General features: G+C 65.0%; 12 protein-coding genes, 1 tRNA gene and 1 pseudogene. 5 read left to right on the top strand and 9 right to left on the bottom strand.

Translation table 11 applies throughout. From position 1 onward, the window contains the following. Positions 1-224 (bottom strand): annotated as a pseudogene (locus M878_RS55980) (DUF309 domain-containing protein); the annotation flags it as partial. A 105-nt stretch (positions 225-329) separates the two neighbouring features. On the opposite strand from M878_RS55980, the gene M878_RS55975 reads away from it, so the two are divergent. The 3 genes from M878_RS55975 (at position 330) to M878_RS93725 (ending at position 2,121) form a co-directional block, all read left to right on the top strand. Then, a tRNA-Pro gene (locus M878_RS55975) sits at positions 330-403 on the top strand. A gap of 231 nt (positions 404-634) precedes the next feature. After that, positions 635-997 carry an effector-associated constant component EACC1 gene (locus tag M878_RS99540; RefSeq protein ID WP_078630203.1) on the top strand — a complete coding sequence of 121 codons (363 nt, stop codon included), beginning with the start codon at positions 635-637 and terminating at the stop codon, positions 995-997. Then, positions 994-2,121 (top strand): caspase family protein, encoded by a 1,128-nt coding sequence (locus M878_RS93725; protein WP_078630202.1) that lies wholly within the window; start codon positions 994-996, stop codon positions 2,119-2,121. Before M878_RS99540 ends, M878_RS93725 begins: the two co-directional genes overlap by 4 nt. Before the next feature lie 519 nt (positions 2,122-2,640). On the opposite strand, the gene M878_RS55965 is transcribed toward M878_RS93725, so the two are convergent. From M878_RS55965 to M878_RS55955, 3 genes are all read right to left on the bottom strand, one after another. Further along, entirely contained in the window at positions 2,641-3,861 is a 1,221-nt protein-coding gene (locus tag M878_RS55965) for a WD40 repeat domain-containing protein (protein WP_078630201.1), read from the bottom strand. Between the two features lie 198 nt (positions 3,862-4,059). Then, positions 4,060-6,189, bottom strand: coding sequence for a CHAT domain-containing WD40 repeat protein (locus M878_RS92125; protein ID WP_023545244.1), 2,130 nt, complete (start codon positions 6,187-6,189; stop codon positions 4,060-4,062). A gap of 24 nt (positions 6,190-6,213) precedes the next feature. Continuing rightward, positions 6,214-6,903 carry a hypothetical protein gene (locus M878_RS55955; RefSeq protein ID WP_023545243.1) on the bottom strand — a complete coding sequence of 230 codons (690 nt, stop codon included), beginning with the start codon at positions 6,901-6,903 and terminating at the stop codon, positions 6,214-6,216. Between the two features lie 144 nt (positions 6,904-7,047). Between M878_RS55955 and M878_RS55950 the strand changes: the two genes are divergently transcribed. Next, entirely contained in the window at positions 7,048-7,371 is a 324-nt protein-coding gene (locus M878_RS55950; RefSeq protein WP_023545242.1) for a CU044_2847 family protein, read from the top strand. 84 nt (positions 7,372-7,455) lie between these two features. Here M878_RS55950 and M878_RS97340 read toward each other — a convergent pair whose 3' ends face one another. Further along, on the bottom strand, positions 7,456-7,602 hold the full coding sequence (locus tag M878_RS97340; RefSeq protein WP_023545241.1) for a hypothetical protein: 147 nt from the start codon (positions 7,600-7,602) through the stop codon (positions 7,456-7,458). A 111-nt stretch (positions 7,603-7,713) separates the two neighbouring features. Here M878_RS97340 and M878_RS55945 point away from each other — a divergent pair, with 111 nt between their 5' ends. Then, complete coding sequence (locus M878_RS55945; protein ID WP_158692649.1) at positions 7,714-8,487, top strand: hypothetical protein; 774 nt, start codon at positions 7,714-7,716, stop codon at positions 8,485-8,487. A 146-nt stretch (positions 8,488-8,633) separates the two neighbouring features. On the opposite strand, the gene M878_RS55940 is transcribed toward M878_RS55945, so the two are convergent. The 4 genes from M878_RS55940 to M878_RS55925 form a co-directional block, all read right to left on the bottom strand. Then, the gene (locus M878_RS55940; protein ID WP_023545239.1) at positions 8,634-9,521 is read right to left on the bottom strand and encodes a carbohydrate ABC transporter permease; all 888 of its coding nucleotides are present in this window, start codon (positions 9,519-9,521) and stop codon (positions 8,634-8,636) included. Beyond that, positions 9,518-10,498: a carbohydrate ABC transporter permease gene (locus M878_RS55935; protein ID WP_023545238.1), complete on the bottom strand. Its 981-nt coding sequence runs from the start codon at positions 10,496-10,498 to the stop codon at positions 9,518-9,520. Before M878_RS55935 ends, M878_RS55940 begins: the two co-directional genes overlap by 4 nt. Before the next feature lie 8 nt (positions 10,499-10,506). Beyond that, entirely contained in the window at positions 10,507-11,820 is a 1,314-nt protein-coding gene (locus tag M878_RS55930) for an ABC transporter substrate-binding protein (RefSeq protein ID WP_023545237.1), read from the bottom strand. A 330-nt stretch (positions 11,821-12,150) separates the two neighbouring features. Then, the gene (locus tag M878_RS55925; protein ID WP_023545236.1) at positions 12,151-12,942 is read right to left on the bottom strand and encodes a GntR family transcriptional regulator; all 792 of its coding nucleotides are present in this window, start codon (positions 12,940-12,942) and stop codon (positions 12,151-12,153) included. Positions 12,943-12,975: the final 33 nt, after the last annotated feature.

Below are 12,975 nucleotides of genomic sequence, written 5' to 3'. Positions count from 1 at the left end.
CGTCCTCGAACACCTCGGTGCGCGTGGAACGGCTTCCCCGCGTCCAGCAGCCCCTGCGCCTCGGTGACCGTCTCGTCGGGCGTCCGCTTGACCCCCTCCGGCTGCCGGGCGACGCCCTCCGCGCCGTACGGCAGCGGCCGCCCGAGTCCGTCCCGGGGTCGAGCGCTGCGAGCCCGCCCGTCCGCGTCGCGGTCCCTGGCATCCGATGCGTCGGTGTTGGTCATACCGCCGATTGTCCCCCGCGCACCCCGGGCCCTCTTCGGCCCACCCCCGAGCGTGGGGTAAAGTGCTGTTCGCGCGATCACGCGGGTCACCGCGAGTGAGCGCATCGGGACGTGGCGCAGCTTGGTAGCGCACTTGACTGGGGGTCAAGGGGTCGCAGGTTCAAATCCTGTCGTCCCGACGGAAGCTTTGCTTCGTAGTCGCAGGTCAAAGGGCTCTGCCTCACATCAGTGAGGTGGGGCCCTTGATCATGTTCTGGACTCTCGTGTCACATGTGGTCACAAGCCCTGGCGGTGATCGGCCATCACCGTAAGACATCAGCCAAAGTGTCCGATTGCGAAGGTGGTCTGCTCCGCCCAGAGGGCAGGATGCCGCTGTGTCAGGTTCATCGCGACCACGGTCAGGGGGACGAATGCACATTGCGATTCGGATCGAGAGCGAGGGTCAGGAGGAAGAGCTTCGGTCGCTGGACGGGTGGTTGCGTCAGGAGCCAGCCGTTCGACGAACGGCTACGGTCTCGTTGCACACACAGGCTGCGGCACCCGGATCCATGGGTGGTCTCATCGACAGCCTTGGACTGATCACCAGTAACGGGTGGAGTGCGGCATCTTTTGCCCTCTCCCTCGTGACCTGGCGGCAGACCCGCCCACGGCCTCCGAAGATCATCATCAGACGTGGCGACGTAGAGATCAGTCTGACCGAGGCGACGGAGGAAGAGGTTCGTCGGCTGGTGAACGCATTGGAGCAAGCGGACGAGACCTCTTCCCCGTCATGAGCGCACTGCCTGACCCAGCTCTCTCGCGGGCCGTTCTCGCGGGCGTCAGCCGCTACTCGAAGCTTGAGTCTCTGCCGGCCGTGGCGAACAATCTCAGGGATCTTGCGGCTGTCCTGATGAGTCCGCTCTCGTGGCAGTTGACCCCCCAGTACTGCACGGTCGTGGCCGAACCGGGTACCTCCCATGACCTGCTCGACCCGATAAGCCGCGCGGCCGATGACGCCGAGGACACGCTCCTGGTGTACTTCGCGGGTCACGGCCTTCTCGACGGCCGGGGTGAGCTCTTCCTCGGTCTACCAGGCTCGGTCCAGGGCCGCAGCCACACGGGAGTCCCGTACCAGGCACTCCGCGAAGTCCTCATGGATTCACGAGCCCAGCGGCATGTGATCATCCTTGATTGCTGCATGAGCGGACGAGCCCTCGGAACGATGAGCGGGCAGGATCTGCTGGCCGACCAGGCGGAGGTTGACGGGAGCTACCTACTCGCGGCATCGCCGGAGAATGGCTTGGCCCTGGCCCCACCGGGCGAAACCCACACAGCGTTCACCGGAGAACTCCTGCGCCTCGTCCACGAAGGCATCCCTGTTCCAGTTCGCGAGTTGGACCTGGATGTCATCTACCAGCACCTCAGACGCGAACTTGCCGCGCGTGGACGACCCATTCCGCAAAGACGCGCGCGCAACACCGCAGGGCGGATCATCTTGGCGGACAACATTGCCTTCGATCCTGCTGCTGCGGCCCGGGCACAGCGTGCCACCGAGGCACTGTGGCCCGACCCGGCTGACTGCCATACACCCCGAGCCTTCATCGAAGCACTGGCCGTCGTCAGGGCAGTGAGCGGTCACACGATCCGGGAAGTGAGTCAGCGAGCCACGCCGCCCGTGTCGCCCGGAACCATCAGTGCGCTGCTCAATCGGACAACCATGCCCAGGTCGTGGAAGACGACAGGTATCTACCTGGAGGCCTGCGGTCTTCCACAAGAGGAGGTCGACGCATGGCACGCAGCCTGGCAGCGGCTGCTTCTGTCCGAATCAGCTCGCCCCACTCCCAGCCGAGTACCCGTCCCGTCCGCGCGCCGAAGCTGGCGGACGAGATTGATCAGGAAGAAGCCAGGCAGCCGGTGAGATGCCTTGAATCAGCGGCTCGGAGAAGGCGAGACCGTCGACGAATGTTGAGGCGTCGTCCCCTGGGCGTTCGAACCCTGAGAGAAGAGTCCCAGCCAAGCACCCACTATGAGAAGTCCGACCACGATGATGCCCGTGGCTGACTTCTTCGCCGACTTCCCCTTGCCCGTTGACCGGTTCACCCAGTGACCGGCCCGATAGTACTGACCAGGACGCCCTGCCACCCGTACACCCCCGAGACCATCTGTACGACGGACTGCCCGCCGCAGTCACAGAGTGTCGCAGTCCAGGGCGTGGCTCGGCACCAGATAGGCCAAGACTGTCTGATAACTGACACCACCGTGTCAGGTACGCCGTTGTCGGCCATCCAGGACAGGCGCGTGTGACGGGCGTCGTAGAGTGAGCCGGTCAAATCGACATCCTCATCCCAGCGGGCACCACAGACCTCGGCAGGCCGCTCGGCGATCAGCATGAGGAGCACGACACAGCGTGCACCCACTTGAATGGCGGCATGAGTACCTACACGGCACACGTCCACATGCGGACGGTGTTGTCGTCCCCGGCGGTAGCCAACAAACGCCCATCCGGGCTGAATTTAACGCTCTCCACCCGGCCCGCCGCCTTCAATTCCTGCAGCATTTTCCCCCGCGCCGGATCCCACAACCTCACCACGCGATCACCTTCAAGGCTCGCAAACATTCCCGAATACTGAGAAAAACTGGGTAGCGGCACACTTGCGCAGTATCCTTTGGGTACTTCGCCACAACTGCGCAACCTTTCCCCTGTCTTGGCGTCCCAAACCCGCATCAGACCACCCTGTGTACCGATGGTAATCAAGATGCGACCATCCGGACTGAATTGCATGTACAGGACTTCATCAAAGAGGCGGCCCCCGGCTGCACCGGAGATACGGCACACAGAAGCGCCGGATCGGGATTCCGATATCAATACATCACCCCGCAGGCCGCCGTATGTGGCAATGAGGCGTCCGTCACCGCTCAGAGCGACCTGACTGGCCCTCTTGTTGAATCCGCTCATTTTGCGAATGAGCTTCCAGTTGAAGGTGCTCCACAACTGAACGACTCGGCCCGGCCCGACAGCGGCAAGCACGCTTCCGTCCGAACTGAAGAAGAGCTTCCGAACGGACAGCATGCCGTCGGCCTCGACAAGCCGTTTCTCACCCCATGCCGGGCTCCACAGCAATATTCCGTCGTCCGCGACAGCCAGCACGTTGCTCCTCGTGCTGAATTGCACGTCGTTCACAAACCCTCGGGCTTCCAACGTGCATACCTCTTCCCCGTCCGAGACCCTCACCACCTTGACCTTCGACCCCAAACCCAGGACGACGGCATAGAACTGGGCATCACACGAAAAAGAGAAGTGCCTGATCTCTTTGGAATACTTTACGTCCATCACCGGGGCGCCGTCTGTGACATTCCATGCGCGCAGAGTTTTGTAGGTCTTGGCGGTGAGGGTCGCGTTATCCCGACTGAATGAGACCACGTGGGGCACTGGCCTGTGGATCAGGATCGTTCTTAGGGGTGAAACGCGTCCGGCATTGACACTGGCGCCGGAAGCCAGCGAAGCGGCGCTAATGGGATTCGCTGGAGCCGCAGAGGAAGCGGGATCGCCAGTGGGCAAGTTGTGATTTATTGTGATGTCGCCGATAATGTCGCGGAACTGGATAGCCGGACCATATATGGAGGAGTCGGCTTCAATGTGATTCTCTGAATCCGTCATCCTCACCCCTCAATGATCGAACTCTGCCGCCTCGCCGCCAGGTCCTCCCCGACCTCTGATTCCACGATGCTGCTTACGTTAATCCTGCCATGCCAGGAAACGCCGCGTGCAGGATTCCCCGCAATCACCGACAGCCGTGGCTCGGCGATCACCACTGACACTTCGGTCCTCCACACCGCCTCCGCCATCCCCCGGCGGTCAGCCGTCGGCATCGGGAATCCGAGTGCTGCGTACCACCTTGTCCTCACCCGCGCTGGCCAGGTACCGGCCGTCCGGATAGAAGTCCACGGCGTTCACCGTGCGGTTGTGCTTGAGGGAGAGGAGAGCCAGCCCCGTGTCGGCCTGCCACACGCACACGATGCCGTCCTCGTCGCCGGTGGCGATCATGCCGCTGTCGCACCGGAACGCCACCGCCCTCAGACCGCTCCCGTGCTCGACATGGAAGAGCGGCGTCCACGTCTGGGTCTCCCTCACCTGAGCGCTGTGGTCCTCGCTGCACGTGGCGATCATGCGTCCGTCCGGGGAGAAGGCGACACCGAGGACGAAGTCCTGGTGCGGTATCTGTGCCGCCTGCCGGCCAGTGCCCGTGTCCCAGACGTACGCCTTCTTGTCCTCGGACGCCGTGAGCAGCAGACGCCCGTCCGGACTGAACTTCACGTCCTTCACCGCGCGGGCATGACGCACCGACAGGACCCGGTTCCCTGTGCTCAGATCCCAGACACAGGCCGTCGCATCCGCACTCCCTGTGGCCAGATATCGCCCGCTGCCGTCGAAATCCACCGCGTTGACGAAGTGGCCGTGGGTCAATTCGGCGGTCACGGACCCGGTCTCCATGTCCCAGACACGGACGAGATTGTCCGTGCTGCCGGCCGCCAGTCTTCCGCCGTCCGGGCTGAAGGCGATCGCGTTCACCATCGTGCTCCACCCGCCGAGCCGGCGCTCCCACGTCGGCCGGCCGGTGACCACGTCCCAGACCCGCACGAGCTTGCGGGCGCCGGTGGCGAGCAGTCGCCCGCGCGGATGGACGGCCAGACTGACCACCCAGTGCCCGGTGTCGATCTCCGGGCGCGGCGTGACGCCCGGCGAGGGCATCGTCCGGGGAGGCGGGAGCGGCTGAGAGGACGATCGCTCGGGTTCGGGAGCGGAAGCCTGCTCGGAGTGCCTGGCGCGCTCGGCCTCCCACTGCAGCTGATTGATCTCGTGGACCACGGTCTGCGGAGGAGTGGACGGGCGTGGAGAGGTGAGGTCGAAGAGCCGGGCGTCACCACTGCGCTGGTACAGCACGGGGGTGAAGCACTCGAGGCTGTCGTCCTTGTCGGCGCGCAAGGCGATACGGCCCGTGCGCACGGCCTCGTGGACTGGGCGGTTCGCCGCGAGGGCCTGGTAGAAGGCCCTGGCGAAGAGCACGGCGGCCTTGTCGGTCACTGCGAACTGCATGGCCACCACGGCGGGCACCGTGTGCTCCAGCTCGGCTGCCGTGCTGGAGAAGAGATCCTGTGCGTGGGAGGTTCCCGTCTCGCAGCTGTTGAGGACGACCAGGCGCGGTGCGGGCTCGGCGATGCTGATCAACGAGCCGAGTGCCTCGGCGTGCAGCGGATCCTCCCGGCCGTGCTCGTCGGCGAAGACGATCATTCCCTGGCGCCGGACCTCGTCGAACTTTCCATGACCTGTGAAGTGGAAGATGTGGCAGCCGCTGAGCAGAGCCTCGAAGAGGTCCTGTTTGGTCTGGCCGCGCACCCAGTCGAGCTGCACCATCCTCTCGTCGACGAGCGGCTTGAGCGCGGTGCTCAGGCTCTCCCGCTCGGCCTCCGCGTCCAGCGCCCCCAGCGAGCCGGGAAGGGACACCATGCCGAGGATGCGCAGCGGCGGCACCACGCGCAGCGGCGACACCGGTTCCAGGATCTCGACGTACCGGATGATCGGGTGGTGCAGGCACAGATAACCGCCGAGCTTCGCGTCGTGCAGCAGTTCCCAGGGCAGCGCGGCGAGTTCCGGTGAGCGGACCCGCAGCACCATGCGCAGTCTTTGCCCGTGTTCCTGAGCCTTCTGCCTGCTGGAAAGGTAGAGCGCCTTGATCGCGTTCTGGAACACGGCGTCGTACAGAATACCGCCGACCTGTCTGGCCGGCGCCTCGAGCGCGGTCCCCGCGCCCCGCGACCGGGCGGCGGACCCGAGGACCGCCGCCTGCAGGGACGGCAGGCGCTCCAACAGCGCGGGTGCGTCGATTTCGGCGATGGCGCGGTCTTCACCGCACGGCGACGAGACCTCGACGCTGTAGCCGCCGGGGGCCTCGCTCACTTCGAGGACAAAATCGAGCTCCTCCGCCATGGCGCCCTTCTCTCCTCGGGCCCGTCAGCTCCCGTCGGGGGTCTGCGAGGGCGTGGCGGGAGTGGCGTCTCTCGGCCCTGCTGGTTGCGAGGTCGCGATCCAGTTGTTGAACTCGGAGAACTTCTGTGGATCCGATTCCTCGGCGATGACGACGATGTTGTAACGCCGGTCCGTGTATACGATCACGGGTGAATTTCCGTCCATAGTGCAGGCGTCGTCGCCATCAGTGATTGCCTGATCGCTGAGGTAATACGACGTCTTGCTCCCCTTCGTGTAGTCGCTCAAGCTGACGCACTGGGTTCCCTGGAGGTTCACGGTGCCGGCCTGTGTCATCCAGTAGTGCTGCATGGAATTCACGTCGGGGAACATGATGTACCAGACATGGTCCGGGACGGCATTCTGTGTGCCGCAGTCCAGTTCCACCGCATTCTTGGGGGCTTCGGTGGCTTCCGTGCAGTCCATCGACTGCTTGACGTCGGACGGAACACGTGCCCTGAGTTCGGCCAGTGTGGGAGCGTGCTTCGCCGTCCCGGTCGAAAGCCCCCACATTCCGCCCGCCACCAGCAACACCCCGAGAACGGCCAGGGCGACCCGTGGTACCCGATGCATCTTTGGGATGGTCATCAGGCGCCGCGAGATACCGCTGCCTATCAGAGCGGTCGCCAGCAGGAGAACGCCGATGACGATGAGAACTATCTCGACGGCGAGAGGCATCACTCACCTCCTTCGTCGGTGACACCGCATCCGGTCCGGCCGAAGCCCGCCGACCCACCCTCGCCTTCGGCACCCGCACGCGGGAATTTAAGAGAACCATCAACTATCCGGCGTTATCCGACAATTCGTGATAATTCATAGAGTATGACCATCATGGAGTTCCCGCTACATGACGGTGGCGCCGTGCTCGTCCGGGTCTCCGACGAGCAGGCAACGAGCCCGGTGCTCACCCGGGGTGCGTCGACCAACGCGATGATCGAGAGGGCCGAGGGCACGTTCGAGTCCGTGATGCGTGCCGTGCGGGCGGTGGCTTATGGCCTGACCGCGCAGGTGGAGGACTTCGTGCAGCGGCCCGACGTCCTCGTCGTGGAGTTCGGCGTCGAGCTGAACGCCCAGGCGGGCGCGGTCATCACGGCGGCCGGAGCCTCGGCTCAGCTGACAGTCAGCCTGACGTGGAACAAGTCGTGACCGGTGGCAACCACCATAGCCACCGGCCACCGGTCACCCCGCGCATGCACTCACCGGTCGATACCGCGGCAGGTCCTCGGTTGCTCAGCCCTTGTTGGAGCCGAGCGTCAGGCCGTTGACGAACTGGCCCTGGAGGGCGAAGTGCACGATCAGGGTGTCGAACAGCGCGGCTTCGGTCAGCTCGTTACCCCTGGTCGTTGGTCTGCGTCGTGCCGGGAGGAGAGAAGTCACCCATTCAGGTCAAGCCCCATAGCCCGCCGGTAGCGCGAAGTGAGTGTCAGGCATATGACAGAGGAAATACCCATCGCCTACATGGGCAGAACAGGGCGCAGAAGGAGAACCATGGCACCTCGTAACGGCCAGCCCGTCATGGGCAAGCTCGGCAAGGCACCCGCCAGGGTGGACAGGCGAACGCTCAACTTCGCGCAGTACCTCCATCCCACACTGCCCCCGGCCCCTACGGCGAAGAACTGGACCGACAAGGTCATCGACTGGCAGATGCTGGGCAATGACAAATACGGTGACTGCGTAGAAGCCGCTGCGCTCCACATGGAGCAGAACTGGTCAGCCTATGAAGGGCCTGAAGAGTTCGAGCCCACCAAGGAAGAAGCGCTGGGCGCCTACACCGACCTCACAGGGTTTCAGGCGGGGGACCCCTCAACAGACCGGGGCACCAACATGCTCGACGCGCTAAACTTCTGGCGCAAAAAGGGAATCGGGGGCAACACCATCTTCGGCTTCGCTGCCTGCGAGCCGGGCAACACCGAGCATGTGCGAAACACCATCGAACTGTTTGGCGCCGCGTTCATCGGGATGCAACTGCCCTACAGCGCCCAAGGGCAAACCGTCTGGATGGTCCCCCCGGGAGGACCGGTGGGACCGGGGCAACCCAACAGTTGGGGTGGCCACTGCGTGCCCGTCATCGGGTACACCCCGACACAGCTGATCTGCGTCACCTGGGGGAAGCTCCAGCCCATGACCTGGCAGTTCTTCCAGACCTACTGTGACGAGGCCTACGCAGTCCTCAGCGGTCAGTGGACCGATGCCAATCGCGCCGACCCCGACGGCTTCACCCTCGCGCAGCTGAGAGAGGACCTCGCGGCAATCCCCGGCTGATTCAGGTCATCGACTTCGGCGACGCAACACAGCGTGGCCGAGGGGGCCGTACCGGACTGTTCCGGTACGGCCCCCTCGGCCGTGTGATACCTCCACCCGTTGTACGTCGTTGTACGTGCCGGCCGCGTGAACCGGTGTCCTGGCAGTCAGCCCTTGTTGGAGCCGAGGGTCAGGCCGCTGACGAACTGGCGCTGGAGCGCGAAGTAGACGACCAGCGTGGGGATGGCCGTCAGGAGGGAGCCTGCCGCCACCAGGTTGGGGTCGGTGAAGTACTGGCCGGAGAGGTTGTTCAGGGCCGAGGTGATCGGCATGTTCTGACCGGTCGAGATCAGGACGAGGGCCCAGAAGAAGTCGTTGTAGATCCAGATCGACAGCAGGGTCGCCAGGGCCGCCATCGCCGGCTTGCACAGCGGCAGTGTGATCTGCCAGTACAGCCGCCACACCGAGGCTCCGTCGACCAGCGCCGCCTCCGTCAGCTCGTGCGGCAGCGAGCGCATGTAGTTGCTCAGCACGAACGCGCAGAACCCGGACTGGAACGCCACATGGATGAGGACCAGGCCGAGCGCGGAGTCGTACAGCTTGCCGCTCGCCGTGATGCCCGGCAGGTTCGTCAGCAGGTACAGCCGGTACAGCGGGGTGATGATGACCTGCTGCGGCAGCAGATTGCCGGCGGTGAAGACCAGCAGCAGGGCCAGGTTGAGGCGGAAGTCGAAGCGGCTGACGTAGAACGCCACACAGGAGGACAGGAACAGGGTCAGCAGCACGGCCGGCACCGCGATGATCAGCGTGTTGCCGAAGTAGTGCAGCATGTCCGACTGCTTGAACGCGTTCGTGAAGTTCTCGAACGTCAGCTTGTCCGGCCAGGAGACATAGCCCTTCGTGCTTGTCTCGCTGTACGGCCGTAGCGCCGAGAAGATCGCCCAGAGGAGCGGGGCCAGCCAGGCCAGAGCCGTGCCCGCGAGGAAGACGTGCAGCAGCACGCGGGCCGGGCGGATCGGGGCGCGCCGCTTCAGGGGCAGGGTGGTGCTGCTCACGCGCGCCGCTCCTTCCGGAAGGTGGCGATCAGATAGGGGATGATCACCGCTAGGGAGATCACCAGCAGGACCACGGCGATCGCGGAGCCGTAACCGATGCGGCTGGACTCGCCGATGATGTTGTTGGTGACGAGGATCGACAGCAACTCCGTGCCCTGGGCGCCCTTGTTGAAGACGAAGACCAGGTCGAAGGCGCGCAGCGCCTCGATGATGGTGACGACCAGGACGACCGTGTTGGTCGGGCGCAGGGTGGGGAAGATGACGCTCTTGAACGTCTGCCACTCGTTCGCGCCGTCCAGCGCGGCGGCCTCCCTGAGCGACGGGTCGACGCTCTTCAGACCGGCCAGGTAGAGGATCATCATGTAGCCGGTGTGCCGCCAGGACGCGGCGATCAGGATCGCCCATAGGTTCAGATGCGGGTCGCCGATCCAGTCGATGTAGTGGCCGGGCTTGTTGGCGCCGATGATGCTGTTGATCAGGCCGGTGTCCGGGTTGTAGACCAGCTGCCAGACGAAGCCGATGCAGGCCATCGAGATGACGACGGGCAGGAAGAATGCGGTCTGGTAGACCCGGCTGAAGCGGATCCGCTTGTCCAGCTGCACGGCCAGGAACAGGCCGAACGGCGTCGGGATCAGGATCAGCACCACGAACCAGATCACGTTGTGCTGGACGGCCGGCCAGAACTGCGGGTTGTCGTTGAAGAGTTGCTTGAAGTTGTCCAGGCCCACCCACTTGATCGAGTCGAACCCGATGCCGTCCCAGGTGGTGAAGGCGAGGAAGATCGAGGCGATGGCGGTGACCCAGACGAGGGCCACGTGCAGGATCGTCGGCACGCCCGCCATCAGGGCGAGCGTGATCCGGTCGCGGCGGGTCAGCAGGCGGCGGTGGCTGTGCGTGGCCCGCGTGCGCGCAGGCGAGGCGCCCGGAGGCGGCACCGCGGCCGTCTCCGGGGGCTGCGTCGTCGTATCGGTCGTCATCGGGTCGCTCACTCGGACGCGAAGATCGTCTTCTTCTGGCGCTCGATGGACGACAACAGGCTGTCCACGCCCTTGGGGTTCTGCAGGAACTTCTGCAGGCCCGGCTGCATCACCGTGGAGGTGAAGTCGGGCCGGGAGTCGCGGTCCATGAACTGGGTGAGGCTCTTGGCGCTGCCGATCATCTCGAACGCCTTCTTCTGCAGCGCCGAGTACGCCGAGGTGCTGGCCTTGTCGGAGGCGGCGACCACGCTCGGGTCGGTCTTGAGGTATATCTCCTCGGCCGCCGGGCTGCCCAGGTATTCCAGCAGCTTGACGACACCGGCGTGGTTCTTCGGGGCCTTGCTGACCATGAAGCCGTCGGTCGGCGCCTCGACCGTTTCCTGGCCGTACGCGGAGTTGATCTCCGGGAAGGGGAAGAAGTCAAGGTCGTCCAGGTCGGCCTTGTTGGTGAACTGCTGGGCCACGAAGGAGCCGAGGAGGTACATGCCGGCCTTCTTCGACACCAGCGTCTGTGCGGCGTCCTCCCAGGTACGGCCCATGAAGCCGTCCTGGTGGTAGGGGAGCAGCTCGGCCCAGTGGTCGAAGACGGCCTTCACCTTGGCGTCGGTCCAGGAGGCCTTGCCCGCCATCAACTGCACGTGGAAGTCATAGCCGTTGAGGCGGAAGTTGATCTGGTCGAAGGTGCCCATCGCCGGCCAGGCGTCCTTGTCGCCGAAGGCGATCGGGACCAGGTTGTCCTTCTGCATCTGCTTGCACAGGGCGACCAGCTCGTCCCAGGTGGCGGGGATCTTGTAGCCGTGCTGCTGGAAGACGCTCTTGCGGTAGAAGATCGCCCAGGGATACGTCGTCACCGGCACGAAGTAGTACTTGCCGTCCTCGCCCTTGCTGAGCTTCTTCATCGCGTCCGGGAAATTGTCCCCGATCTTCTGCCACACGTCGTCGATCGGTGTGGCCAGCTTCTTCGCCGCGAAGAACTGCATGCGGTATCCGGCGAACCAGTTGAACACGTCGTCCGGCGTGCCCTGCAGATACGAGTTGATCTGCTCCTGGAAGGTGTTGTGGTCCTTGGTGTTCACATCGACGGTGATGCCGGACTGCTTCTTGAAGTCCGCGTACACCGCCGCGAAGGCTTTCTTCGGCACGGCGTCCGAGGCGTTGGAGCCGAGCGTGACGGTCTTCGGGTCGGAGGAGGAACCGCTGCCTCCGCAGGCGGACAGCAAGGGGACACCGGCACCGGCGAGCAGGGCGGCACCGCCCGCTCCGCGCAGCAGCGAGCGACGGCTGGGACCGGGGACGGAAACACCGGAGGGGGAGAGGCGCATGGCGGCTCCTGAGGAAAACAGGGCTCGGTCAAGGGGATGAGTTGATCACCGAAAGGTTGTCGAAACCGCTCAGAAACCAACTCGACCGAACATCGTGGCGTAATAACAGCCCCAAGTCCGCTCATGCGTCAATAGCTCGGCCTCCACTCGACTGTCTCTTGCCCGAAACGTAATCGTCATCGTTACCTGCGAGTTCGCCGGAGCGCGGAGCCGGCGGCCGCCACGGCACGGGCGGCCGTGGGGGCTGTGTGAACACGGGTGATTCCGCTTCCGGTTCTGACCAGCGGCTCGGGTTCGGCCCAGGGGGCTCAGGTCCTGCTGATCGGCGGTTCAGGTTCTGACGAGCAGCTGGAAGTCGAAGGTGTACCGCGAGGCCCGGTACACATGGCTGCCGTACTCCACCGGCCGGCCCGTGACGTCGTACGCGGTGCGCCGCATGGTGAGCAGGGCCGCGCCCGCCTTCTCGTCCAGCAGGGCGCCCTCCTCGGCCGTCGCGCTGCGGGCGCCGATCGACTGGCGGGCGCTGTGCAGGACGATCCCGGCGGACCGCATCATGTGGTACAGGCCTGTCGACTCCAGTCGCTCCGTGGGGAGTTCGAGCAGGCCGGCCGGCAGATAGTTGCACAGGAACGCCACCGGCCGGCCATGGGTGCGGCGCAGCCGCTCCAGCACGGTGACCTCGGCGCCCTCCGCGAGGGCGAGGGCCGCGGCCGCCTCCGGGGGTGCCGGGATCCGTTCGTTGCGCAGCACCCGGGTGGTCGGGGCCTGTCCGGCCGACTCCAGGTCGTCGTAGAGGCTGCTGAGTTCCAGTGGCCGTCTGACCTTGCTGTGCACGACCTGCGTGCCCACCCCGCGGCGGCGCACCAGCAGCCCCTTGTCGACGAGGGACTGGATCGCCTGGCGCACGGTGGGCCGGGACAGGCCGAGCCGTACGGAGAGGTCGACCTCGTTGCCCAGCAGGTTGCCCGGGGTCAGCGTGCCGTGTTCGATGGCCGCCTCCAACTGCTGGGCGAGCTGGTAGTACAGCGGCACCGGGCTCGTGCGGTCCAGGGTGAAGGTGAGCGAGTCGAGCGCGCGATCACCCGGTGCCGTTCGCTGCTCGGTGCGGTGTACTGGGCTCATGCCTCTCAGGTGTAGGTCCGGGAAGGTGAAGGT

Origin of the sequence: Streptomyces roseochromogenus subsp. oscitans DS 12.976, assembly GCF_000497445.1 — a bacterium.
In the GTDB taxonomy this organism is placed as follows: domain Bacteria; phylum Actinomycetota; class Actinomycetes; order Streptomycetales; family Streptomycetaceae; genus Streptomyces; species Streptomyces oscitans.
This window is presented reverse-complemented; position numbering and strand designations above follow the sequence as displayed.